Annotated in this window: 23 protein-coding genes and 3 tRNA genes; 15 read left to right on the top strand and 11 right to left on the bottom strand. The window is 68.7% G+C overall.

The features are described 5' to 3' along the window. The first annotated feature begins 392 nt into the window (after positions 1–392). The 6 genes from dnaN to ABZ477_RS16345 all read left to right on the top strand — a co-directional run bounded on the left by dnaN (position 393) and on the right by ABZ477_RS16345 (position 8,648). The gene (gene dnaN, locus ABZ477_RS16320; protein ID WP_360135331.1) at positions 393–1,544 is read left to right on the top strand and encodes a DNA polymerase III subunit beta; all 1,152 of its coding nucleotides are present in this window, start codon (positions 393–395) and stop codon (positions 1,542–1,544) included. A gap of 188 nt (positions 1,545–1,732) precedes the next feature. Then, positions 1,733–2,887, top strand: coding sequence for a DNA replication/repair protein RecF (gene recF / locus ABZ477_RS16325; protein WP_360135333.1), 1,155 nt, complete (start codon positions 1,733–1,735; stop codon positions 2,885–2,887). Continuing rightward, positions 2,880–3,422: a DciA family protein gene (locus ABZ477_RS16330; RefSeq protein WP_360135335.1), complete on the top strand. Its 543-nt coding sequence runs from the start codon at positions 2,880–2,882 to the stop codon at positions 3,420–3,422. The genes recF and ABZ477_RS16330 overlap by 8 nt, the downstream gene beginning before the upstream one ends. A 125-nt stretch (positions 3,423–3,547) precedes the next feature. Next, positions 3,548–5,584: a DNA topoisomerase (ATP-hydrolyzing) subunit B gene (gene gyrB / locus ABZ477_RS16335; protein ID WP_360135337.1), complete on the top strand. Its 2,037-nt coding sequence runs from the start codon at positions 3,548–3,550 to the stop codon at positions 5,582–5,584. Positions 5,585–5,667: 83 nt separating this feature from the next. After that, complete coding sequence (gyrA, locus tag ABZ477_RS16340) at positions 5,668–8,247, top strand: DNA gyrase subunit A (RefSeq protein ID WP_360135339.1); 2,580 nt, start codon at positions 5,668–5,670, stop codon at positions 8,245–8,247. Further along, the gene (locus ABZ477_RS16345) at positions 8,244–8,648 is read left to right on the top strand and encodes a DUF3566 domain-containing protein (protein WP_360135341.1); all 405 of its coding nucleotides are present in this window, start codon (positions 8,244–8,246) and stop codon (positions 8,646–8,648) included. Before gyrA ends, ABZ477_RS16345 begins: the two co-directional genes overlap by 4 nt. A 19-nt stretch (positions 8,649–8,667) precedes the next feature. On the opposite strand, the gene ABZ477_RS16350 is transcribed toward ABZ477_RS16345, so the two are convergent. Beyond that, positions 8,668–9,381, bottom strand: coding sequence for a VIT family protein (locus ABZ477_RS16350; RefSeq protein ID WP_360135343.1), 714 nt, complete (start codon positions 9,379–9,381; stop codon positions 8,668–8,670). Between the two features lie 109 nt (positions 9,382–9,490). Between ABZ477_RS16350 and ABZ477_RS16355 the strand changes: the two genes are divergently transcribed. From ABZ477_RS16355 to ABZ477_RS16365, 3 genes are all read left to right on the top strand, one after another. Beyond that, positions 9,491–9,564, top strand: a tRNA-Ile gene (locus ABZ477_RS16355). A 13-nt stretch (positions 9,565–9,577) separates the two neighbouring features. Then, positions 9,578–9,653: transfer RNA gene (locus ABZ477_RS16360), tRNA-Ala, on the top strand. A gap of 74 nt (positions 9,654–9,727) precedes the next feature. Beyond that, entirely contained in the window at positions 9,728–10,171 is a 444-nt protein-coding gene (locus tag ABZ477_RS16365; RefSeq protein ID WP_360135345.1) for an NUDIX domain-containing protein, read from the top strand. On the opposite strand, the gene ABZ477_RS16370 is transcribed toward ABZ477_RS16365, so the two are convergent. Both ABZ477_RS16370 and ABZ477_RS16375 read right to left on the bottom strand, forming a co-directional pair. Continuing rightward, complete coding sequence (locus ABZ477_RS16370) at positions 10,168–10,641, bottom strand: YbaK/EbsC family protein (protein ID WP_360135347.1); 474 nt, start codon at positions 10,639–10,641, stop codon at positions 10,168–10,170. The two genes, ABZ477_RS16365 and ABZ477_RS16370, sit on opposite strands and share 4 nt — an antisense overlap. A 2-nt stretch (positions 10,642–10,643) precedes the next feature. After that, positions 10,644–11,156 carry a DNA helicase gene (locus tag ABZ477_RS16375; RefSeq protein ID WP_360135350.1) on the bottom strand — a complete coding sequence of 171 codons (513 nt, stop codon included), beginning with the start codon at positions 11,154–11,156 and terminating at the stop codon, positions 10,644–10,646. A gap of 97 nt (positions 11,157–11,253) precedes the next feature. On the opposite strand from ABZ477_RS16375, the gene ABZ477_RS16380 reads away from it, so the two are divergent. Further along, positions 11,254–11,811 carry a peptidylprolyl isomerase gene (locus tag ABZ477_RS16380; RefSeq protein ID WP_360135352.1) on the top strand — a complete coding sequence of 186 codons (558 nt, stop codon included), beginning with the start codon at positions 11,254–11,256 and terminating at the stop codon, positions 11,809–11,811. A 26-nt stretch (positions 11,812–11,837) separates the two neighbouring features. Then, positions 11,838–12,767 (top strand): rhomboid family intramembrane serine protease, encoded by a 930-nt coding sequence (locus ABZ477_RS16385; protein WP_360135354.1) that lies wholly within the window; start codon positions 11,838–11,840, stop codon positions 12,765–12,767. Positions 12,768–12,934: 167 nt separating this feature from the next. On the opposite strand, the gene ABZ477_RS16390 is transcribed toward ABZ477_RS16385, so the two are convergent. Further along, entirely contained in the window at positions 12,935–13,171 is a 237-nt protein-coding gene (locus tag ABZ477_RS16390) for a cell division protein CrgA (RefSeq protein WP_360135356.1), read from the bottom strand. 54 nt (positions 13,172–13,225) lie between these two features. Here ABZ477_RS16390 and ABZ477_RS16395 point away from each other — a divergent pair, with 54 nt between their 5' ends. The 3 genes from ABZ477_RS16395 to ABZ477_RS16405 are packed head-to-tail and all read left to right on the top strand — an operon-like array spanning position 13,226 to position 14,825. Continuing rightward, positions 13,226–14,035: a class E sortase gene (locus ABZ477_RS16395; RefSeq protein WP_360135359.1), complete on the top strand. Its 810-nt coding sequence runs from the start codon at positions 13,226–13,228 to the stop codon at positions 14,033–14,035. Further along, on the top strand, positions 14,035–14,190 hold the full coding sequence (locus ABZ477_RS16400) for a hypothetical protein (RefSeq protein WP_360135361.1): 156 nt from the start codon (positions 14,035–14,037) through the stop codon (positions 14,188–14,190). The genes ABZ477_RS16395 and ABZ477_RS16400 overlap by 1 nt, the downstream gene beginning before the upstream one ends. Further along, the gene (locus tag ABZ477_RS16405) at positions 14,187–14,825 is read left to right on the top strand and encodes a gamma-glutamyl-gamma-aminobutyrate hydrolase family protein (protein ID WP_360135363.1); all 639 of its coding nucleotides are present in this window, start codon (positions 14,187–14,189) and stop codon (positions 14,823–14,825) included. Before ABZ477_RS16400 ends, ABZ477_RS16405 begins: the two co-directional genes overlap by 4 nt. Positions 14,826–14,902: 77 nt before the next feature. Here ABZ477_RS16405 and pknB read toward each other — a convergent pair whose 3' ends face one another. From pknB to ABZ477_RS16440, 7 genes are all read right to left on the bottom strand, one after another. Further along, entirely contained in the window at positions 14,903–16,603 is a 1,701-nt protein-coding gene (gene pknB, locus ABZ477_RS16410) for a Stk1 family PASTA domain-containing Ser/Thr kinase (protein ID WP_360135365.1), read from the bottom strand. A gap of 51 nt (positions 16,604–16,654) precedes the next feature. Further along, positions 16,655–18,385 (bottom strand): protein kinase, encoded by a 1,731-nt coding sequence (locus tag ABZ477_RS16415; RefSeq protein ID WP_360135367.1) that lies wholly within the window; start codon positions 18,383–18,385, stop codon positions 16,655–16,657. Beyond that, positions 18,382–19,839, bottom strand: coding sequence for a penicillin-binding transpeptidase domain-containing protein (locus ABZ477_RS16420; RefSeq protein WP_360135369.1), 1,458 nt, complete (start codon positions 19,837–19,839; stop codon positions 18,382–18,384). Before ABZ477_RS16420 ends, ABZ477_RS16415 begins: the two co-directional genes overlap by 4 nt. A 133-nt stretch (positions 19,840–19,972) precedes the next feature. Then, positions 19,973–21,373 carry an FtsW/RodA/SpoVE family cell cycle protein gene (locus tag ABZ477_RS16425; protein ID WP_360135371.1) on the bottom strand — a complete coding sequence of 467 codons (1,401 nt, stop codon included), beginning with the start codon at positions 21,371–21,373 and terminating at the stop codon, positions 19,973–19,975. Next, positions 21,370–22,608, bottom strand: coding sequence for a PP2C family serine/threonine-protein phosphatase (locus ABZ477_RS16430; RefSeq protein WP_360135373.1), 1,239 nt, complete (start codon positions 22,606–22,608; stop codon positions 21,370–21,372). The genes ABZ477_RS16425 and ABZ477_RS16430 overlap by 4 nt, the downstream gene beginning before the upstream one ends. A 17-nt stretch (positions 22,609–22,625) precedes the next feature. Beyond that, positions 22,626–23,156 carry an FHA domain-containing protein gene (locus ABZ477_RS16435; protein WP_360135375.1) on the bottom strand — a complete coding sequence of 177 codons (531 nt, stop codon included), beginning with the start codon at positions 23,154–23,156 and terminating at the stop codon, positions 22,626–22,628. Beyond that, the gene (locus tag ABZ477_RS16440) at positions 23,153–23,899 is read right to left on the bottom strand and encodes a DUF3662 and FHA domain-containing protein (protein WP_360135377.1); all 747 of its coding nucleotides are present in this window, start codon (positions 23,897–23,899) and stop codon (positions 23,153–23,155) included. The genes ABZ477_RS16435 and ABZ477_RS16440 overlap by 4 nt, the downstream gene beginning before the upstream one ends. 148 nt (positions 23,900–24,047) lie before the next feature. Between ABZ477_RS16440 and ABZ477_RS16445 the strand changes: the two genes are divergently transcribed. Further along, positions 24,048–24,131, top strand: a tRNA-Leu gene (locus tag ABZ477_RS16445). The last annotated feature ends 100 nt before the right edge of the window (positions 24,132–24,231 follow it).

Here is a 24,231-nt window from a genome sequence, read left to right on the forward strand (position 1 = left end):
CGTCGAAAGTGCTTGACACTCCCGAGGGCCAGGGCCAAAATGACCGTTTCCCACAGTGTGGAAAACCTGTGGATAACTCGAATCCGCTGCGGAGAAGTGTGAGCGGACGACGAGAACCTGTGGACGACGGGTCTCAGCGACACCTGCGCTGCGGCGGACAGCATCCCGCTCATCCGCAGGCACTCCACAACTCACAGACGTGTAGTTCCCATGTCACGAGAGCGATCGGCCGAGTTATCCACACTTTCCACAGCTGTTAACAAGATGACAGAAAACTCTCTCTTGAAACCCCGTCCGATCACCTTGGGGCTGACGACCGACCTCTTGGGGTCGAGGTCGAACTGGGCACTAGCATGGGTAACCCAAGCCCGAAGGACGACAAGGGAGCGCCAGTGAGGTTCCACGTCAATCGCGATGTCTTCAGCGAGGCGGTCTCGTTCGTCGTGAAACTGCTGCCGCAGCGCAACCCGCAGCCGATCCTCGCCGGCGTGCTCATCGAGGCGAGCGACGAGGGGCTCTCACTCGCGGCGTTCGACTACGAGGCATCCGCCCGCACCACGATCGAGGCGACGGTCGATGAGCCCGGCACGATCCTGGTCCACGGCCGGCTGCTCTCCGATATCGCGAGCCGCCTGCCCAACGCGCCGATCCAGATCGAGGTCGACGACGACGGCGGAATCCTGCTCACCTGCGGCTCGGCGCGGTTCACCCTCGCCTCGATGCCCGTGCAGGAGTATCCCGCGATCCCCGAGGTCACGGGCGAATCGGGCCTCGTGCCCGCGGAGGACTTCGCGACGGCCATCGCCCAGGTGGCGTTCGCCGCATCCCGCGACGATGTGACCCCCGTCCTCACCGGCGTGCAGCTCGAGGTGTCGGGCACCCAACTGAGCCTCGTCGCAACCGACCGCTACCGCGTCGCGCTGCGCGAGATCCCGTGGGACGGCGGCTCGGCCGCGTCCGACGAGCCGACGACCGCACTGGTCCCGGCTCGCACACTGACAGAGGTCGGCAAGACCTTCTCGCACGGCGGAGAGATCTCGATCGCCTTCTCCGGCTCGGGCGACCGCGAGATCATCGCGTTCACGGCCGGCAACAAGACCGTGACGTCGCTGCTCATCAAGGGCAACTTCCCGCCCGTCCGCCGACTCTTCCCCGAGCAGACCGAGCACCACGCCGTCGTGAACACGGCCGATCTGCAGGAGGCGGTCCGCCGCGTCTCGCTCGTGCTCGACCGCTCGGCGCCGCTGCGCTTCACCTTCACTCCCGAGGGCGTGTCGATGGATGCCTCGGGCACCGAACAGGCGCGCGCATCCGAGTCGGTCGACGCGACGCTGTCCGGCGAGGACGTCACCCTGGGCCTCAATCCCCAGTACCTGCTCGAGGCGCTGGCCGCGGTCCGCAGCGAGTTCGCGCGCATCACATTCACCTCGAGCGAGAACGCCAACAAGCTGAGCCCCGTCCTCATCACCCCGCAGACGTCGGTCGACAAGGGCGGCGAGCAGAGCTTCCGCTACCTGCTCCAGCCGAACCTCCTTCTCCGCTAGACACGTCGGACCAACGGGCGATCCCAAACCCCTTCATCCCCCACCCCCTCCGACGAGCGTCCACCTTCGACCCGTCGACAGGCTCGGGGACCTGCCCAGGTTGTCGCAATGTCCGCGGAGCACGCATCCTGCGGAGCGGTCGCCCCATCCTGGGCGGATGGTCACACCCCCGAACTAGGGTTGATCCCGTGATCGTGGAGCAGCTGAGTCTCGTCGACTTCCGCAATTACGCGGTCGCCGACGTCACGCTCGGCCCCGGTCCCAACGTGTTCATCGGCCGCAACGGCCAGGGCAAGACGAACCTCGCCGAGGCCATGGCGTTCTTCGCGACCCTCGGCTCGCACCGCGTCTCGAGCGACGGTCCCATGGTGCGCGACGGCGCCGACGCCGCGATCGTCCGCGCGCGACTCGCGCACGGAGAGCGACGGGTCCTCCTCGAGGTGCAGCTGAACAGGCAGGGGTCCAACAAGGCCCGGGTCAACGGAGCGCCGGTCAAGACCTCCGAGCTGCCCAGGTACGCGCAGGTCGTGCTCTTCGCTCCGGAGGATCTCCAGATCGTGCGCGGCGACCCCTCGGCGCGCCGGCGCTTCGCGGATCAGCTCCTCGTCCAGCGGGCTCCGCGCATGAGCGCGGTCCTGTCCGACTACGACCGCGTCCTCAAGCAGCGCACGGCTCTGCTCAAGTCCGCTCGCGCGCGCGGGATCCGCGGAGAAGCGCTCTCCACCCTCGATGTGTGGGACGACAAGCTGGTCGCCCTCGGCACGCAGGTCATACAGGCGCGGCTCACGCTCGCCGACGAGCTGTCGACTCCTCTCACGCAGGCGTACACGGCCATCGCCGGCGCAGACCACGAGCCCCGGCTCGAGTGGGCGCTCTCCGTGCGCGGCGGCGATCCCGAAGAAGGCGCCGCCGAGACGGATGCTGTCACCCCCGGCGCCCTCGAGGACCTCTTCCGCTCAGCTCTCGCCACCCGCCGCTCCGCCGAGCTCGACCGCGGGCTCACGCTCGTCGGCCCGCACCGCGACGATCTCCTCCTGCGCGTGCGGGGGCTTCCCGTCAAGGGGTACGCATCTCACGGGGAATCGTGGTCGGTCGCCCTCGGGCTGCGCCTGGCGGCGGCCGAGCTGCTCCGCGCCGATTCCCGCCTCGGCGATCCCGTGCTGATCCTCGACGACGTGTTCGCCGAGCTCGACAGCGACCGTCGAGCGCGCCTGGCCGACCTGGTCGCGGATTACGAGCAGGTCGTCGTGACGGCCGCCGTCGAGCAGGACGTCCCGGCCGGACTGCGCGCCCGCGTCGTGCGCGTGGAGGCAGGGCGCATCCTGGAGGCGGCGGATGCCTGACCCGGCCGACCCGAGGAACGCGGCATCCTCCATCCGCTCGAACTTCACCGGCGACACCGCGGATCTCCCGGAGACGCTTGCGACCTATCTGCGGCTGCGCGGGCTCGAGCCGTCGGCCCGATCTTTCCGGCGCAGGAAACGCCGCGTCGAAGACGACGAGCACGCTCCCTTCACTCCCGGCCGCGACCCGCACGGGCTGGGCGACGTCATCGCCGCACTCACGCACGACTCGGGCTGGAACGCGCAGCTCGCCCGCGAGGACGTCGTGCGCACGTGGAATGAAGTGGCCGGCGCCGACACCGCGCGGCACACCCGTCCGGTCGCCTTCGCAGACGGAACGCTCACGGTGCAGGCGGACTCCACGGCGTGGGCGAAGCAGCTCCAGCTCATGCGTGCGCAGATCCTCACGGAGATCGTCCGGCGCTTCCCCGACGCCGGGGTGGAGGTCATCCGCTTCATCGGCCCGGACGTCCCCTCCTGGAAATGGGGTCCCAGAGCCATTCCAGGGCGCGGTCCGCGCGATACCTACGGCTGATCCACCTCCGGCATCGTTCGAATCCATTTCAACGCGCCACAGGGCCGCAGAGTGGCCGTCGAAGGGTCGCTCCTTGGTAGACTGGAACCGATCCCCGACGGCCGATCTGGAGCGCTCGAGAACCTATGACGTCTGTGAATCCCGAAAACGCTGCCGGGGAACCCGCATCCACCTCGTCCGACAAGCCCCTCAGCGACTACGGAGCAGATGCGATCCAGGTCCTCGAAGGCCTCGAGGCGGTTCGCAAGCGTCCAGGCATGTACATCGGGTCGACGGGCCCGCGCGGGCTGCACCACCTCGTCTACGAGATCGTCGACAACTCCGTCGACGAGGCTCTTGCCGGTTTCTGCGACCGCATCGAGGTCACGATCCTGTCGGACGGAGCCGTGCGCGTCTTCGACAACGGGCGCGGCATCCCCGTCGACATGCACAAGACGGAGGGCAAGTCGACCGTCGAGGTCGTCCTGACCGTGCTGCACGCCGGCGGCAAGTTCGGCGGCGGCGGATATGCCGTGTCGGGTGGTCTCCACGGCGTCGGCTCGTCGGTCGTCAACGCCCTGTCGACGCGGCTCGAGGTCGAGGTCAAGCGCCAGGGCTACGTGTGGCGTCAGTCCTACCGCCACGGCGGCGTCCCGCTCGCGCCGCTCGAGCGCGGTGAGGAGAGCACCGACACCGGCACGATCATCACGTTCTGGCCGGACCCCGAGATCTTCGAAACCGTCGACTTCGATTACGAGACGCTGCGCACGCGGTTCCAGCAGATGGCGTTCCTCAACAAGGGCCTGCGGATCGACCTCGTCGACGAACGGCCGGATGCCGCCGTCGAGAAGGAGGAGGACGGCACGGTCATCCTCGAGCAGCCGAACGACACGTTCCTCTACGAGCGCGGTCTCGTCGACTACGTCGAGCACCTCAACCGGACACGCCACACGGATGTCGTCAACGACCAGATCATCGAGGTCGAGTCGGAGGACACCGAGCGCCACATCGCGCTCGAGCTCGCGATGCAGTGGACGACGAGCTACACCGAGAACGTCTTCACGTACGCCAACACGATCAACACGCACGAGGGCGGCACGCACGAGGAGGGCTTCCGTGCGGCGCTGACGACTCTCGTCAACAAGTACGCCCGCGCGCAGAACCTGCTCAAGGACCGCGACGACAACCTCTCGGGCGAAGACGTGCGCGAGGGTCTCACGGCGGTCATCTCCGTCAAGCTCTCCGAGCCGCAGTTCGAGGGTCAGACCAAGACGAAGCTCGGCAACACCGAGGCGAAGGCGTTCGTGCAGAAGGTCGTGGGCGATCAGCTCGGCGACTGGTTCGAGCGCAATCCGCAGCAGGCCAAGCTCGTCGTGCGCAAGGCGATCGACGCCGCGACCGCCCGACTGGCTGCTCGCAAGGCGCGCGAGACGGCTCGGCGCAAGAGCGTCTTCGAGTCGGCCTCGATGCCCGACAAGCTCAAGGACTGCACGTCGAAGGACCCGTCGATCAGCGAGATCTTCCTTGTCGAGGGAGACTCGGCCGGCGGCTCGGCAGTCCAGGGCCGCGACCCGCACACGCAGGCGATCCTGGCTCTGCGCGGCAAGATCCTCAACGTCGAGCGCGCGCGCCTCGACCGCGCCCTCGGCAACAACGAGATCCAGGCGATGATCGCGGCCTTCGGCACCGGCATCGGCGAGGACTTCGCCGTCGACAAGGCTCGGTACCACAAGATCGTCCTGATGGCGGATGCCGACGTCGACGGTCAGCACATCACGACGCTGCTGCTCACGCTCCTCTTCCGCTACATGCGCGGGCTCATCGAGGCGGGCTACGTCTACCTCGCGATGCCCCCGCTGTACCGGCTCAAGTGGTCGAACTCGCCGCACGAGTACGTCTACAGCGACGTCGAGCGCGACGCCCTGCTGGCCGACGGCCTGGCCAACGGCAAGCGCATCCCCAAGGAGAACGGGATCCAGCGCTACAAGGGTCTCGGCGAGATGAACGACAAGGAGCTGTGGGAGACGACGATGGATCCCACGACCCGGACGCTGCGCCAGGTCACGATCGACGACGCCGTCGCGGCCGACACGATCTTCACGACCCTCATGGGCGAGGACGTCGAGTCCCGCCGCCAGTTCATCCAGAAGAACGCGAAGGATGTCCGGTTCCTCGACATCTAGTGCTCCGTCGCCCCTGCTCGCGGCCGCATCCCGGCTGCTGAGCGGGCGAGCTGTGACGGAACACACCAACGGAAGAGAAGCGCATGGCTGACGACACCACCACGACCGAGGACTCCTCGCACAACCACGGCCACATCGAGCAGGTCGACCTGCAGGGCGAGATGCAGCGGAGCTATCTCGACTACGCGATGGCCGTCATCATCGGCCGGGCCCTGCCCGACGTCCGCGACGGACTCAAGCCAGTGCACCGCCGTGTGATCTACGCGATGTACGACGGCGGCTACCGACCGGACAAGTCGTTCTCGAAGTGCGCGCGCGTCGTCGGCGAGGTCATGGGTCAGTACCACCCGCACGGCGACTCCGCGATCTACGACACCCTCGTGCGCCTCGTGCAGCCGTGGGCGCTGCGCTACCCGCTCGCGCTCGGGCAGGGGAACTTCGGCTCGCCCGGCAACATGGGTGCCGCGGCCCCCCGGTACACCGAGACGAAGATGGCTCCCCTCGCGCTCGAGATGGTGCGCGACATCGAGGAAGAGACCGTCGACTTCCAGGACAACTACGACGGCCAGACACAGGAGCCCGCCGTCATGCCGGCGCGGTTCCCCAACCTCCTGGTCAACGGCTCCGTCGGCATCGCGGTCGGCATGGCGACCAACATCCCGCCGCACAACCTGCGCGAGGTGGCCGAGGGCGCGCTCTGGGCGCTCGAGCACCCCGACGCGACGCGCGAGGAGCTCCTCGACGCGCTCATGCAGCGCATCAAGGGTCCGGACTTCCCGACCGGTGCACAGATCCTGGGCACGCGCGGCATCCACGAGGCCTACCGGACGGGCCGCGGCTCCATCACGATGCGCGCCGTCGTCGAGATCGCCGAGATCCAGGGCCGCACGTGCCTGGTCATCACCGAGCTCCCGTACCAGGTCAACCCCGACAACCTCGCGCTGAAGATCGCCGACCTCGCGCGGGACGGCAAGATCTCGGGGATCGCCGACATCCGCGACGAGACGTCGGGACGCACGGGCCAGCGCCTGGTCATCGTGCTGAAGCGGGATGCTGTCGCCAAGGTCGTGCTCAACAACCTGTACAAGCACACCCAGCTCCAGGAGAACTTCGGCGCGAACATGCTCGCGATCGTCGACGGCGTGCCGCGCACGCTGTCGCTCGACGGCTTCATCACGCACTGGGTCGACCACCAGATCGACGTCATCGTCCGCCGCACCCGCTTCCGCCTGCGCAAGGCGGAGGAGCGCATGCACATCCTGCGCGGCTACCTCAAGGCGCTCGACGCGCTCGACGAGGTCATCGCGCTCATCCGCCGCTCGCCGACGGTCGAGGACGCGCGCGAGGGCCTCAAGTCCCTCCTGGACATCGACGACGTCCAGGCCGACGCGATCCTGTCGATGCAGCTGCGTCGCCTGGCCGCACTCGAGCGCCAGAAGATCATCGACGAGGCGACCGAGCTCGAGGCGCAGATCGCCGACTACCGCGACATCCTCGAGTCGCCGGCGCGCCAGCGCACGATCATCCGCGAAGAGCTCACCGGCATCGTCGACAAGTTCGGCGACGAGCGTCGCACCGACATCGTCTTCGGCTTCGACGGCGACATGACCGACGAGGATCTCATCCCCGAGGAGGAGATGGTCGTCACCGTCACGCGCGAGGGCTACATCAAGCGCACGCGCAGCGACAACTACCGCTCGCAGCACCGCGGCGGCAAGGGCGTCAAGGGTGCGCAGCTGCGCGCCGACGACGTCGTCGAGCACTTCTTCGTCACGACCACGCACCACTGGCTGCTCTTCTTCACGACGAAGGGGCGCGTCTACCGTGAGAAGACGTACCGCGTGCCCGAAGCCGGACGCGACGCCAAGGGGCAGCACGTCGCGAACCTCCTGGCCCTGCAGCCGGGCGAGGAGATCGCCCAGGTCCTCGACATCCGGGATTACCAGGTCGCGACGTACCTCGTCCTCGCGACGCGCAGCGGCCTCGTCAAGAAGACGCGCCTGACCGAGTACGACACGAACCGCCAGGGCGGCGTCATCGCGATCCGCCTCCGCGAGGACGACGAGGTCGTCAGCGCCCTCCTCGTCGACGAGGGAGACGACATCCTCCTCATCAGCCGGCACGGCATGTCGCTCAAGTTCACCGCGACGGATGAGGCGCTGCGGCCTATGGGCCGGTCGACCGAAGGCGTCAAGGGAATGGCGTTCCGCGGTCACGACAGCCTCCTCTCGGCATCCGTCGTGACCGACGACGGATTCGTCTTCGTCGTGACCGAGGGCGGGTACGCCAAGCGCACCGCCGTGGACCAGTACCGGGGCCAGAGCAGAGGGGGCCTGGGCATCAAGGTGGCCAAGCTGAACGAGGATCGCGGCGATCTCGCAGGCGGCCTGATCGCCTCCGAGGACGACGAGGTCTTGGTGGTTCTTGCCAGCGGCAAGGTGGTACGCTCTGCCGTGGCCGAGGTCCCCGCCAAGGGCCGCAACACCATGGGTGTCGTCTTCGCCCGCCCCGATGAGGACGATCGCATCATCGCGATCGCACGCAACGGCGAACGCGGCCTGGCCGAAGAAGAGGCCGCCGCCGACCCTGAGAGCGCGGCCCCCGAGTCCGTCGAAGGACCCGAGGCCTCCCCCGAGACCCCTGAAGAGAGTGTTGACGCATGAGCACGGTAGCCGACAAGCTCGCCAAGAAATCCAGCCACCGCACGACGGCCAAGCAGGTCCGCCTGCGTCTGGTCTACATCGACTTCTGGTCGGCGGTGAAGCTGTCGTTCCTCGCCGCGGTGGCGATCGCGATCGTCACGGTCGTCTCGTTCTTCCTCACCTACATGGTCGTGCAGGCGACGGGACTGATCGGCCGCGTCGACGAGTTCTTCCAGAGCTTCTCTGACGGTGGCGTGACCCTCAGCCAGTTCGTCGGACTGCCCCAGGTGATGGCCGTCGGCGCGATCGTCGCGATCCTGAATCTCGTGGTCGTGACGGTGCTCGGCGCCGTCATCGCCGGGATCTACAACCTCGCGGTGAAGATCACGGGCGGACTGCTCGTGGGGTTCACCAGCAACTGACCGGGAAGGATGCCTCGGCTCAGACGACCGTCGTGCCGAGGAGCGTTCCGATCGCCCAGGTCGCGACGAGCGCGATCGCTCCGCCGATGACGAGCCGCACGGCTGCGCGGCCTTTCGAGGCGCCGCCCAGCTGAGCCGAGACGGAGCCCGTCAGCGCGAGCGCGACCAGCACGGCGATGAACGTGACCGGGACCCGCCACTCGGGCGGCGGAAGCAGGATCGCCAGGAGCGGCAGCAGCGCTCCGAGCGTGAATGAGATCGCCGATGAGACGGCCGCGTGCCACGGGTTGACGAGGTCGTCGGCGTCCAGGTGGAGCTCCACCTCGAGATGAGCCGACAGCGCATCGTGGTCGGTGAGCTCTCGCGCCACCTGACGCGCCGTGTCGTCGGACAGACCTCTCGCACGGTACAGCTCGGTGAGCTCCTCGAACTCGGCCTCGGGCATCTCGGCGAGCTCGCGCCGCTCCTTCGCGATGAGCGCGCGCTCGCTGTCGCGCTGACTGCTCACCGACACGTACTCGCCGAGCGCCATCGAGATGGCGCCGCCGACGAGTCCCGCGACACCGGCGAGCAGCAGCGCGGGAGTGTCGGTCGTCGCTCCCGCGACACCCACGACGAGCGACGCGACCGAGACGATGCCGTCGTTCGCACCGAGCACGCCTGCACGAAGCCAGTTGAGGCGCTGTCCGAGGCTCGCACCGTGAGGCTCTCCTGGATGGGTCGCGTCCGCCATGGGCTCAGTCAATCACCGGACCCACCGCCCGGCTCGGCGCCGATTCGTGAAATCGTCGCGCGTCAGGTAAAGTCTTGGAGGTTGACGGCGCACAGCGCCGAAGACGATCGGGGCTATAGCTCAGGCGGTTAGAGCGCTTCACTGATAATGAAGAGGTCCCAGGTTCAAGTCCTGGTAGCCCCACACATACAGCCCCGGGGCCTTAGCTCAGTTGGTAGAGCGCCTGCTTTGCAAGCAGGATGTCAGGAGTTCGAATCTCCTAGGCTCCACCATGTGGAAGAGGCCGGCCCGAAGGGTCGGCCTCTTCCCGCATCTCCCACCCCGCAGCCCGTCGGTAGGGTGAAGCATGGACTTGCGAGTCGCCGCCTACGCCGTCGTGGTGGACGACGACGGCCGGGTCCTCCTCGCGCACTGGAACGAAGGCCGCCGCGCCGCGTGGACGATGCCCGGGGGCGGGATCGAGGCCGGAGAGGATCCCGCGCACACGGCACGCCGCGAAGTGTTCGAGGAGACGGGCTACCACGTCGAGATCCAGGACCTGCTCGGCATCCATTCCCGCGTGATCCCGGAGGCGCACCGCATCCCCGAACCCGCCGGCGGGCCGCTGCACACCATCCGGATCGTCTACCGCGCGCGCGTCACGGGCGGTCGACTGCGCCACGAGGTCGACGGATCGACCGATCGCGCCGAGTGGTTCCCGCTCGAGGCCGTCGACGGCCTCCGGCACGTCAAGCTCGTCGACATCGCCCTCGCGATGGCGGGCCTGCGGAACCCGGAGACGCCCGGCTAGTCGATCGCCTGCGAGATGTCGGCGACGGTCGCGTCGTAGGCCGTGATGAGGTCATCGGCGTCGACGAAGAGGCTGTAGCCGTGCGCTCCCGCTCCCATCGCGATCCGCTCGCCGACGATCCGCTCGTCCGCATAGACGGGCCACTCGGTCGAGCTGCCGATCGGCACGATCGTTCCGCGCTCGTAGCCCGTCGCGGCGAGCGCGCGCTCGGGGTCCGGAAGCTGGAGCTTGTTCACCCCGACGACGGCGCGCAGCTTCGGCCATGAGATCGCCCGATCCCCCGGAACGAGTGCGAAGAGGTACGTGTCATCGCTGCGCTTGACCACGAGTGTCTTGACGATGCCGGCGGGCGGGATGCCGAGCAGCTCGGCGGCCTCGGGCAGGCTCTTCGCCGCGGGTCGCACGCGGATCTCGATGTCGAGTCCGCGTGCGGCAGCGGCGTCCCTGACCCGATCGGTCGGTTCTGTCACCCTCAGGCGTCGGGAGCGCGCAGCGGGTCGTCGGCGACCCACAGCTCGTCATCGGCGCGGAGCGTCTGCCACGCGGCGTACGCGACGCCGAGGGCGGCGGCGACACCGAAGATGATCGCGATGATGCCGCCGGCTCCGATGCCGCGCTTCGGCGGCACCAGGACGGGCGCCGGCGCGGGGATGCGTCCACCCGAGAGCTTCGCGCGAGTCTCGTTCGCAGCATCCCAGACCGACATGGCCGATCCGACGACGGCACCCGCCGCGGGGACGATCGTGTCGTTCATGACCTGCTTCGAGACGCTGATGCCGCGGTCGACATAGGGAGCCGCGTACTTGCCGTAGGTCGCCTTCGCCTGGGGCACGACCTGCTCACGGCTGTAGTTGCCCAGCTGGCGGCTCGCCTCGCGGGCGACGGTCGCGGCTTCGCCGACGATCACCTGCTGCGATTCCCACAGCCTGGTCGCCTGATCCTGGAGCTTGCGGAGTTCCTTCTTGCGCTTGCGGCTGAGGCTCACGGGGCCCTCCCTGTCGATGGGGGATGTGGTTCTCCCCATCTTGCCAGAGAGGGCCCGGACCGGGAGGGGTTGCACGGAACTCTGCGACAATGTACGCATGCCCACCCCCACTGCGGTCGCGACCCTGCACACCAACCACGGCGACATCGTCGTCAACCTCTTCGGAGACCACGCCCCGCGCACGGTCCAGAACTTCATCGGTCTCTCGGACGGCACCGGCGAGTGGAAGGACCCGTCGACGGGCAAGCCCGGCGAGGGCGCGCTGTACCAGGGCGTCGTGTTCCACCGCATCATCCCCGGCTTCATGATCCAGGGCGGCGACCCGCTCGGCCTCGGCACCGGCGGCCCGGGCTACACGTTCAACGACGAGATCCACCCCGAGCTGACGTTCCAGAAGCCGTACCTCCTCGCGATGGCAAACGCGGGCCTCCGCCGCAACGCCATCACCGGCCAGGCCGAAGGGACGAACGGCTCGCAGTTCTTCATCACGACCGACCCGACGCCGTGGCTTCAGGGCAAGCACACGATCTTCGGCGAGGTCGCCGATGACTCCTCCCGCAAGGTGGTCGACGCGATCAGCGCGGTCCCGACCGCCGCCGGCGATCGTCCGCTCGAGCCCGTCGTCATCGAGTCGATCGACATCGCCGCGGCCTGACCCGCTCCCGGGACGCCGCCCTCGCCGTGACCACCGACGCGTTCCGTCGCAACAGCGACAACTTCTGCTACCGGCATCCCGACCGCGTGAGCTTCGTGCTCTGCCAGCGGTGCCTGCGGACGATCTGCCCCGAGTGCCAGACGCAGGGTGCCGTCGGGGTGATCTGCCCCGAGTGCATGCGCGAGCAGCAGAAGACCGTGTCGGAGTCTCAGCGCAAGGCGGAGCGACGGTGGTCGAGGTCGCGACCGGTGGCGCTGTCGACGGACTCGCGCCCGCTCGTCACGTATTCGCTCATCCTCGTCACGGCCGTCGTCTACGTCCTGCAGCTGATCCCCGGTTTCGGGACGATCGTCGAGAACTGGCTGTCCTTCAACAGCTACTTCGTATGGCCCGGCGGGCCCGTGCCCATGCAGCCGTGGCGGCTCATCACCGTGCTGTTCGTCCACGGCAGCTTCCTGCATGCGGGCCTGAACATGCTCGCGCTGTTCTACATCGGCCGCAGTCTCGAGCCTCTCGTCGGGCACTGGCGATTCCTCGTGCTGTACCTGCTCAGCGGGCTGGGCGGATCGGTGGCGGTCGCGCTGCTCGCCCCAGGAGTCTGGGTCGTCGGGGCCTCGGGCGCGATCTTCGGCCTGTTCGGGGCGCTGCTGATCATCGGCCGCCACATCGGGGCGAACATCCGCGTCATCGCGATCGTCATCGGGATCAACTTCCTCTGGCCGTTCGCCGTCGCGCTCATCTCGAGCATCGGCCGAGGATCCTTCGCCGACGCGCTGGATGCCATCGCGGTCTCGTGGCAGGCACACCTCGGCGGCCTCGTCGTCGGCGGCCTCGTCGGGCTCATCTACGCGCGCACGCGGCAGCGATCGCAGCGCACGCTGCAGATATGGCTCCTCGTCGCCGTCGGCGTCGGCTGCCTCGCCCTCCTCGCCATCCCGCCCCTCCTCTACACCTGACAACGCACGCGAAGCGCGTCGAGGCGGAGCGGACTTATCCACAGGTTCATCCCCAGGTGGGGATGAATCACACCCGTGTAATTCCTGTTGTCCACCTGCATGACATGAAGAAGGCCGAGACGCGCCATGCGCGTCCCGGCCTGAGTCGGATAGAGGGATGCTGTCGGTCAGCGCCACCTCGTTGTCATGAGGAAGCCGATGAACGCGATGCCGAAGCCGATCACGAGGTTCCAGCCCCCGATGCCGGGGATCGGGTACGCCATGCCGCTGAGGTAGAACACGAGAACCCAGACGAGCCCGATCAGCATGAGCCCGATCATGACGGGCTTGAACCAGACGGGGTTGGGGGCCGCTTCGCCCTCACTGCGCTCGACGAGATCCTCGTCTTTGCCAGAACGTGCCATGATGCCCAGTCTACCGTCAGGGTCGCGCACACCCCGCTGACCTAGAATTCCTCTGTGGATGACGCGTCGAGCCCGGCTGGGGCGGATTCGGGCGCGGGCCGCTCGCGAGCCCGCGCTCGGCAGCGCGCCACGCGCGTTCGCCGACCGTCCGTCATCGGCATCCTCGGCGAGATCCTCATCACGCTCGGAGTCGTGACGCTCCTGTTCGTCGCGTGGCAGCTGTGGATCGGTGACGTCATCTACGGCGCCGAGCGCAGCGCACAGGCGGACGAGCAGAGCCAGATCTGGCAGGAGGAGTACGAGCACCAGATCCGGTCGACGCCGCAGGCCACCGAGCCTCCCGAGCCCGCCGACGTCGAGCCCGTCGTGCGACCGGAGCCGGCGGACGCCGAGATCTTCGCGACGATGTACATCCCGCGCTTCGGAGCCGACTACCACGTCAACATGGCGGGCGGTGTGACGCGTGCCAACACGCTCGACCCCATCGGCATCGGGCACTATCCCGGGACGCAGATGCCCGGCGAAGAGGGCAACTTCGCCGTCGCCGCCCACCGCACGACATGGGGAAAGCCGTTCAACCGCATCGCGGAGCTGCACGTCGGCGACGCCATCGTGATCGAGACCCCGGACGGCTGGTACACCTACCGCTTCCGCACCCTGGCGTACGTGCGGCCGGATGCTGTCGAGGTGCTCCTGCCGGTGCCCCAGGCGACCGAGGTCGCGGCGAATGACCGATACCTCACGATGACCAGCTGCAGCCCCATGTACTCGCTGGCCGAGCGCATCGTGGCGTTCAGCGTCTTCGACTCGTTCACACCCCGATCGGCCGGGGCCCCGGTGTCGCTGACGGGCGGTGTCGCCTGATGTACGCCGCGCTGTGGAGGGTGCTGCCGGGTCCCGCGTGGCTGCGGATCCTCATCCTCCTGATCCTCGCGGCCGCAGTGGTCTACGGCCTCTTCTTCTACGTGTTCCCGTGGGTCAGCAGCCTCGTCGTGCCGCAGGAAGTCACCGTCGAGTGACCCGCGGCGGCATCCTCGTCGTCGACAACCACGACAGCTTCGTCCACACCCTCATCGGATATCTCCACGAGTTGGGGGCACGCACGGAGCTCGTCGAGGCCGACGACGTCGCGCCCGACGATCTGCCTGCGCTCCTCGACAGCGGATTCGACGGCGTCCTGGTCTCACCCGGGCCGGGCACGCCCGTGCGCGCGGGCGCATCGATCGCCGTCGTGCACGCGGCGGCAGAGCGCGGCATCCCGCTTCTCGGCGTATGCCTCGGGCATCAGGCGATCGCGACGGCGTTCGGCGCTGCAGTGGACCACGCGCCCGAGCTGATGCACGGCCTGACGTCGCTCGTCCACCACGACGGCGGCGCCCTCTACGCGGGACTGCCCGACCCGTTCGTCGCGACGCGCTACCACTCGCTCGCGGTCGTGCCCGAGACGGTGCCGGCGTCGCTCGTCGTGACGAGCCGCACCGAGGGCGGGGTCATCATGGGGCTGCGGCACCGCGAGCTGCCGATCGAGGGTGTGCAGTTCCACCCCGAGGCGGTGCTCACCGAGGGCGGTCACCGGCTGCTGGGCAACTGGCTGCAGAGGACAGGGCTGACGGATGCTGTCGCCCGAGCGGCCTCGCTGACTCCGCGCCGCTGAGCTCGGGGCGCCGGGGCCGACCAGGTTCGACCCCTCGACGAGCTCGGGGATCGTGCGGAACGTGGGCGGGCGCGCCGTCAGGCGCCCGAGCAGACCGTCAGGGTGATGGTCGAGTGCACAGGCACGTCGCCCGGGGCGAGCGACTGCTGCCGGACGGTCGCGGGATCCGTCGCAGGGCAGGTCGCATCCTCCGCGATCTCGACGACGAGGGCGATCTCGGGCGACTCCAAGGCCGCCCGCGCCGCGTCGACGGTGTAGCCCGTGTAGTCCACGATCGTGACGCGGCCCGACGCCACGACGAGATTGACCACTGTGCCGATCGCCACCTCCGTGCCCGACGCCGGGTCTGACGACATGACCGTTCCGGCGGCGAGATCCGGATCGTTGCGCGGGGTGACGGCGCCGGCCGCCAGGTCGGCGGAATCCAGGGCCGAGCGCGCAGCATCCTCTCCCAGCCCCTCGAGCGTCGGCACGACGACGGTCTCCTGGCCCCGGGAGACGTACACGCGGATCTGCTGACCCGGAGACACCGACGTCCCCGCCTCAGGATCGGTGCGGATGACGTTGCCCTCGACGGTGTCGAGGCTGGCCTCGTCGAGGCGGTACGCGAGGAGGTCCTCCTGCTCGAGCACCTCGTTGGCGCGGTCGTACGACATGTCGGTGACATCCGGGACGATCCGCGAGTTCGCGGGGACCTGCGGGTCGGGACGGATCGTGGTCACCCAGAACAGCACCGAGATGAGGAGCACCGCGAGCACGGCGACACCCGCCCAGATCCAGGCGACGGGCGGCCCCGCCTGCGTGCGCTTCATGGTCGTGTCGGTGCTGAGCTGCCGGAGTGACCGCGCCGTCTCGGCGGCCTGCCGAGGATTGGGGCCGTAGAGCTCGCTCGTGAGCGCACCCACCTGCCGCTTCGACGGGGGCTTTCCGTCCACCGTCGCGTCGAGCGCCTCCCGGAAGGACGCGGCATCCTGATAGCGCTGGAAGGGGTCCTTCGCGAGGGCGCGCAGGGCGATCGCGTCAAGCGAGCGAGGCACGGCCTCGTTGATCTCGGACGGGGCGATCGGCGTCTCGCTCACGTGCTGATACGCGACGGCGACGGGCGACTCGCCGCGGAACGGCTGACGGCCCGAGAGCAGCTCGTAGAGGACGACACCGGCCGAGTAGAGGTCGGCGCGGGCGTCGACGGGCTCGCCCTTGGCCTGCTCGGGCGAGAAGTATGCGGCCGTTCCGAGGATCTGCGTCGTCTCGGCGACCGTGGACGACGAGTCCGACACCGCGCGCGCGATGCCGAAGTCCATGACCTTGACCTGGCCGGTCTCGGTCAGCATGACGTTGCCCGGCTTGATGTCGCGATGGACGACGCCCGCGCGGTGCGAGTATTCGAGAGCCTCCAGGATGCCGTCGACGTAGCGGACGGCATCCTCCACCGGGACCGGACCTCGCGCGATGACGTCCTTCAGCAGGTCGCCCTTGACGAGCTCCATCACGATGAACGGGACGGGACGGACCGAGCCGTCCGGCGCCATCTCGCTGTCCTCGCCCGCGTCGTACACGCGCACGATGGCGGGGTGCGACATCCGCGACGCGGCCTGCGCCTCGAGCCGGAAGCGCGTGCGGAACGCGTTGTCGTCGGCGAGCTCGCGCTGGAGGACCTTGATCGCGACGACGCGGCCCAGCGTGAGGTCGTAGCCGCGGTAGACACTGGCCATGCCCCCGCGCCCGATGGGCTCGTCGACGCGATAGCGCCCCGAAAGAACGCGCGGCTCAGCTGTCACGAACACTCCCTGGGTGGAACAGAGTCAGCCTATCCGACCGACTCAGCCGCCCTATTCCTCGTCGCCGGCTGTCGTCTGCTCGGGGTTCGGCTCCTCCGCGGGCGTGATCTGCGCGTTGGCCTCACCAGAGGCCGGAGAGGTGCGCTGCTCGTTGCCCGTGCACGTCACGGTGTAGGTGACGATGACGGTCTGGCCCTCCGCCCCCGTGATGAGGAGCTCGGCGGAGCGCGCATCCGCGGGGAACGACGCCGTCGACTGCCCGGTCACGGGGAACGTGCCCTGGGTCGCGGTGAAGTTGTAGGCGCTCGGAGAACCGGCGCCGGAGGGGCACGAGTAACCCGTCCACGTGACGGTGACCGTCGAGCCAGGCGTCACAGGAGTCGACAGGCTCGGCGCCGACGGTGACGGCAGCGGCGTCTGGTCGGTGTAGCGCGTCAGCGTCAGCAGCTGCGACGGGGCGATCCGGCCGCTCGGCGACACCTGGTAGACGTTGCCCACCTCGCCCGCCGACGGAGCGGCGTTCCCGTCGACGCAGTCGACAGCATCCACGCCCGCTTCCTTGGCCTTGGCGGCCGCCTCGTCGCAGTTCATCCCCTCGAGCGCGAGCGCATCGATGTCGATGAGCGTCTCGGTCTGGGTCGGCGTCGCCGACTGCGTCGTGCGCGACTGCGTCGGCGTGGAGGAGGTGGGGGGCGGAGTCTCGGGGTCGTCGTTGTTGTTCGCGAGGATCGCCCAGACAGTGCCACCCAGCACGAGCAGCAGCAGGGCGATGAGCGCGATGAGCGGCCACGTCCAGGGGCTGCGCTTCCGCTTCTCGGGCTCGCCCTCGATGACTTCGCCGTCCCCTGCCGGCAGGAGCCGCGTCGCGGCGGATGTGTCGGCCGCGCCCAGCAGCTGGGTCACGTCGTCGACAGCCCCAACGCCCGCCGCGATCGCCGGGACGGCCGCGGCGGCGGCTGCGACGTCCCCCCTGCGCAGGGCGGTCGCTGCGCGTGCGACGGCCGACGCCGTTCCGGGGCGGTCCTCGGGCTTCTTGGCGATCATCGCCATGACGAGGTTCTGCACCGGCGCCGCGACGGTCGGGGGCAGCGGCGGAGGCTGCTCGTTGATCTGGGCCATCGCGATGGCGACCTGCGACTCACCCGTGAACGGACGCTTGCCGGCGAGGCACTCGTACGCGACGATGCCGAGCGAGTAGGTGTCCGTCGCGGGAGAAGCCGGGTGGCCCGACGCCTGCTCGGGCGACAGGTACTGCACAGTGCCCATGACCTGGCCCGTCGCCGTCAGCGGGACCTGGTCGGCGATCCGGGCGATGCCGAAGTCCGTGATCTTGACGCGGCCGTCGGGGGTGATCAGCAGGTTGCCGGGCTTGATGTCACGGTGCACGAGGCCGGCCGAGTGAGCGGCCTGGAGCGCCGCCGACGTCTGGGCGACGACGTCGAGCGTCTTGTCGGTGGAGAGCTCGCCGTCGCGCTCGAGGATCGTGGAGAGCGCCTCACCGGGGACGAGTTCCATCACGAGGAACGCCGAGCCGTTCTCCTCGCCGTAGTCGAAGACGCTCGCGATGCCCTCGTGGTTGACGAGCGCGGCGTGACGGGCCTCGGCGCGGAAGCGCTCGAGGAACCCGGGATCACCCATGTACTCGTCTTTGAGGATCTTGATGGCGACCGTGCGGCCGATGACGTGGTCGGTGGCCTCCCAGACCTCGCCCATGCCGCCGATCGCGATCCGCGAATCGAGCTCGTAGCGCCCGCCGAACGTCGCTCCCTGCGTCGGTCTCATCGTCCCAGCACCGCCTCCATGACCTTCTTCGCGATGGGCGCCGCAATAGTGTTGCCGCTGCCCGACTGCCCTTGCCCGCCGCCGTCTTCGACGACCACCGCGACAGCTACCTGCGGGTCGTCCGCGGGCGCAAAACCCGTGAACCACAAGGTGAAGGGATCATCGTCCCCGTTCTCCGCGGTTCCGGTCTTTCCGGCCACATCGACGCCGTCTATTCTTGCATTCGATGCGGCGCCGTCACTGACATTCGCGACCATCATCGCCACCATCTCGGCAGCCAGATCCTCGTCCAGCGCGCGGCCGAATTCGGAGCTCTCGAACGTCTGCTGCACCGAGAGGTCAGGTGCCAGGACGCTGTCGACCATCCGCGGATTCATGACCATTCCTCCGTTCGCGATCCCGGCCGAGACCATCGCCATCTGCAGGGGCGTGGCGGTGACCTGCCCCTGGCCGAACCCCGTCAGAGCGGTCTGCGGGTCGTCGAGGGCGCGGGGGTAGCTGGACGGCGTCGAGACGAGCGGCAGCTCGAACGCCTGGTTGAACCCGTACTTCTCCGCCTCTTCGCGGATGGCCTGGTCGCCCAGTTCCACCGCGAGCTCGGCGAACGGGATGTTGCAGCTGAGGCGCAGAGCATCGGCGATCGTCACACGCTCACCCGGGCCGCACGTGCCGCCGGTCGAGTTGAAGACCTTGCTGCTGGACTGCGGGAGCGTGTACGACGCGGGGTTGGGCAGCGTCGACTCCGGCGTGTAATCGCCCGAAGCGAGGGCGGCCGATGCCACCACGAGCTTGAAGGTCGAGCCGGGCGGATTGAGGTCGCCGCCGATCGACCGGTTGAAGAGGGGATTCAGCGGGTCTGCTTCCAGCCCGTCGTAGTACTCGTTGACGGCCTTGGGGTCGTGCGCCGCCAGCAGGTTCGTGTCGAACGTCGGGCTCGACACCATCGCCAGCACGCGTCCGGTGGAGGGCTCGATCGCGATGACGGCACCCTGAAGGCCGCCCAGCGCCTCGAAGGCCGCACGCTGCACGGCGGTGTCGAGCGAGAGGACGACGTTCGAGCCGCGCTGCGGCTGACCCGTCACGATCTGCTCGATGCGCGCGAGGAACTGCGAGCCCGCGGTTCCGCTGAGCTCCTGGTTCATCTCGAGCTCGATGCCCGTCGCCGACCCGAGCGCGGGGTTGATCCACCCCGTCACCTGACTCCACATCGGCGCGTCGGTGTAGACGCGCTGCCACGCGTAGACGTCGTCGGAGGGGACGGATGACGCGATCGCGGCGCCGCTGGCGATGATCGAGCCGCGCTGCACCTCGTAGGAGTCGTAGAGCGCGCGCGTGTTGCGCGGGTTCTCCGCAAGCGTCTCAGCCTGCACGACCTGGATCCAGCTCGTCGAGGCGAACAGTGCGAGGAACATGACGAGCATCACGATGCTCAGGCGACGTAGCTCCTTGGTCATCGCCCGTCACCTCCTCCTGACCGCGAGACAGCATCGGAGCGCCGAGACAGCGCCCAGAACGTGCAGTCTCGGCGCTCCGATGCAGTCTCGCGGGAAGCGGTCGGGGTCCTGGCGGGGGTGAGGGCGGGACGCATCAGCCGATCACCACCCGGGGGCGGCTGCGGACAGCATCCGAGATCCGCAGCAGCAGCGCGACGATGAGCCAGTTGGCCACGAGCGACGAGCCGCCCGCCGCGAGGAACGGCGTCGTGAGACCCGTGAGCGGGATGACGCGCGTGACGCCGCCGACCATGATGAACACCTGCAGCGCGATCGTGAAGGACAGTCCCGTCGCCAGGAGCTTGCCGAAGTCGTCCTGTCCGGCCAGGCCGATGCGGATGCCCCGGCTCGCGAAGACCATGTAGAGGCACAGGATCGCGAAGACGCCGATGAGCCCGAGCTCCTCGCCGAGGCTCGGCAGGATGTAGTCGCTCTGCGAGAGGGGCGTGATGTACGGGCGGCCCTGGCCGAGACCCGTGCCGACGAGCCCGCCCTGCGCGAGCCCGAAGATCCCCTGCACGAGCTGGTAGCTTCCCCCGTCGGCGTCGATCACCTCCGGATTGAACGCGTCGAGCCAGTTCTCGAAGCGTCCCTGCACGTACGGCAGGATGCGCGACGCGAGGAATGCGCCGGCGACGGCGAGGGCGACACCGATGAGGACCCAGCTCGTCTTCCCCGTCGCGACGTAGAGCATCGCGACGAACATGCCGAAGATGAGCAGGCCCGTGCCGAGGTCGCGCTGCAGCACGATGATCGCGAGCGACACGAGCCACACCACGAGCAGCGGTCCGAGCTCGCGGGCCCGCGGCCACGTGATGCCGAGGAAGCGCGTGCCCACCGACGTGAGCGACTCGCGTGTGCGCACGAGGTAGCCGGCGAAGAAGATGCCGAGGGCGATCTTCGCGAGCTCGCCGGGCTGGAAGGTGAAGATGCCCAGGTCGACCCAAACGTCGGCGTTCGCGTCGGCGCCGAGACCCGGGATGATCGGCAGGAGCAGCAGCAGGATGCCGACGAAGCCGGCGATGTACGTGTACCTGAACAGCACTCGGTAGTTGCGCAGCAGGATGACGATGGCGACGGCGCCGATGAGCGCGATCGCGGTCCAGGCGAGCTGGCGCGTGGAGGCGGCATCCCACCCGTGGAGCTCCACGGCGATGTCGATGCGGTAGATCATCGCGAGGCCGAGGCCGGTCAGCAGCGTCGCGATCGGCACGACGAAGGGGTCGGCATCCCTCGCCCGCAGGCGCAGCACGATGTGCAGTGCCAGCACGAGCGCCGTGAGGCCGCCGCAGTAGACGAGGAACAGCCAGTCGATGGCGCCCGTCTCACCGAGCTGCACGAGCGCGACGGCCGAGGCGTTGATCGCGAAGGCGAAGATCAGGAGCCCAAGTTCCCGGTTGCGCTGCGTCTGGGGGACGCGGATGCGCTTGAGCGCCCGCACGACGCTCGTGTCGGTGCCGACGGGACCCGTCGCCGTCGAATCGGCCGCGCTCATTCCGCACCTCCCGCTGAGTCGGCCAGACTCGCCACGATCCGCTGCGCGTGCTGGAGGGACGAGGCGGGAATGGTCTGCTCGACGGTCGCCCGCGCGAACTCCGACAGGTCGTCCAGCGGAATCCCGGTGTCCTGGTAGGGCGTCGAGAGCGAGATGGGGCCGATGTCCTGCTGGATGCCCTGATAGATCACGACGGTGTCCTCATCGGATCCGACGAAGAACCGCGTCTGCGTCCACTGGTACCCCAGCCCGATCGCGGCTGCCAGAAGCAGCAGGGCGAGCGCGACGCCGACGATCCAGCCGAGCCGCCGCCTGCGCGCGCGCCGCCGGTCCTCTTCGATGAGCTCCTCGAGGAACTCCGCGGCCGGCTCGAAGTGCGATGGCTCATTGGCCGCCTGGCGCACAGGATGCAGCCAGCCGGAGCGGCCGGAGCGTGCCGCCGGCACTTCGATCCCCATGGGATTGGAGGCGGACCCGACGATCGTCGCGGTGCCGGAGAAGACGGGATGCTGTCCTCCGACGTCGACGAGGACGATCGTGACGTTGTCGGGGGCGCCGCCGTCGAGCGCCTGCTTGAGGAGGTTGTCGGCGGTGCGTCCGGGGGGCAGTCCGTGGCTCAGGGCCTTGCCCATGTGCGCCTCGTCGACGACGCCGGACAGTCCGTCGGAGCACAGGAGCCAGCGGTCACCGGGCTGCGTCGGCATGATGAACGTGTCGACCTCGGGGTCGGAGTCCATGTCGCCGAGCACGCGCATCAGGACCGAGCGCCGTGGGTGGTAGCGCGCCTCCTCGGGCGTGATGCGGCCCGAGTCGACCAGTCGCTGCACGAACGTGTGGTCGGTGGTGATCTGCGTCAGGGTCTCGTCGCGGTAGAGGTAGATCCGCGAATCGCCGATGTGCGCGATCACCGCGTACTGATCCACCATCACGAGCGCGCTCACCGTGGTGCCCATACCGGCCAGCTCGGGGCGGATCCGGACGGTGTCCGAGAGCTCGCCCGCGGCATCCGCTATCGAGTCGCGCAGGGCCCGCTCCGCCTGCGACGTCGACTCGAAGGGCTGGTCCAGGGTCTGCAGGCGCGCGATCGCCAGGCTCGAGGCGACATCTCCGCCGGCGTGGCCGCCCATGCCGTCGGCGACGACGAACAGGTTCGAGCCGGCGTAGCCGGAGTCCTGATTGTTGGAGCGCACCTTGCCGGTGTGCGAGATCGCAGCGCTCGAGCCCTGGAAGACCATATGCCGGTGGCCGCTCGCTACTTCCGCAGCTCGAACGTCGTCGCGCCGACCTTGATCGGCGCGCCCACGATGATCGGGACGGGAGTCGTGACGCGGACGCCGTCATGCCACGTGCCGTTGGTCGAGTCGAGATCCTGGATCATCCACTGCTCGCCCCACAGCAGCAGACGCGCGTGGTGGCTCGAGGTGTAGTCGTCGCGGATGACCAGACCCGACTCGCTCGAGCGGCCGATCGTGAGCGGCTCGGTGCCCAGGGGCAGCTCGAGTCCGGTCTTCGGTCCGCTCGTGATGACGATGCGCGCGGCGGTCGTGGTGGTGGCCTTGCCGCCCTTGACTGGCGCGGGCGCGGCGGCGGCCGGCGCGGGAGCGGGAGCGGATGCCGCGGGCACGGCTGCGGGTGCCGGCGTCGCGGCGGCCTGGGGCTCCGGCATGCGCCTGACCTTCACGCCGAAGAGGTCGGCCCGCAGCGAATAGACGACGGCGAACACGAACGCCCACAGCAGCACGAGGAAGCCGATGCGCAGGAGGAGGAGCGTCAGCTCGCTCACGGCAGAGGCCCTCCTTCGCGCACGTCGTAGGCACGGGTCACGTCGGCCGGAAGCGGCGGCTTGGGCGGCGTCGCGGGCGCGGCCTGCGCGATGACGTGGAAGACGATGTCGGTGCGGCCGATCGTGACGGTCGAGTCGGGGCTCAGCGCCGCCTCGACGACCTTCTGCCCGTTCAGGAGCGTCCCGTTGGTCGAGTTCATGTCCCGCACCATCGCGCGCTCGCCGTCCCACAGGATCTCGACGTGCTTGCGGCTCGTCCCGGCGTCGGCGACCGTGATGTCGGCGTCGCTTCCGCGACCGATGACGGTGCGGCCCTTGACGAGCGGATGCCGCGTCCCGGCGATGTCGAGCACTCCTCGCCACGAGACGCGGCCCTCGGCGCTCGAGGAGTCGACGCGCAGCGTTCCGGTGGAGAGCTGCTCGTCCCGCTCGATCGAGATCGTCACGGGCCCTGCGAACGTGTACCCCTGCGCCTTGGCGTGCTTGTGGACGAGCGTGTCGAGCTCGTGGTCGAGAGCGCCGCCGAGCGATCGCATCTTCTCGTCGTCGGACGGCGAGAGGCGCACGACGAACCTGTTGGGCGCGAGGATGCGGTCGCGGCTCACGATCGCCGCCTTCTTGTCGAGCTCGCTGCGCAGGGCGGATGCGATCTCGACAGGCTGGATGCCGCTGCGGAAGGTCTTCGCGAACGCGCTGTTCACCGCGCGCTCGAGTCCCTTCTCGAAGCTGTCAAGTAGTCCCACAAGACTCCTCAGGCAGGCGGACCGGTGCGTACATGCTAGTCAAAGTCGCTGTGACGCCCGTGGACGGTGGGGATGCGATTCGAAAGCGCCAGTGTCGCCGTGATATCCTCGGGAAGTTGATCCGCGGTATCTCCGGATGCCGCGGCTCGCGCGAGTGGCGGAATAGGCAGACGCGCTGGCTTCAGGTGCCAGTGCCCGTAAGGGCGTGGGGGTTCAACTCCCCCCTCGCGCACGAAATGTCCTGAGTCGCGACATCGTTTACGAACGAGTCGCGACTCAGGACTTTTTCGTGGGTTCGCCGGGTTGACGGTGACGCTGGGTTGGTGAGTCGG

The sequence above is a fragment of the Microbacterium sp. NPDC019599 genome (assembly GCF_040632175.1).
In the GTDB taxonomy this organism is placed as follows: Bacteria; Actinomycetota; Actinomycetes; order Actinomycetales; family Microbacteriaceae; genus Microbacterium.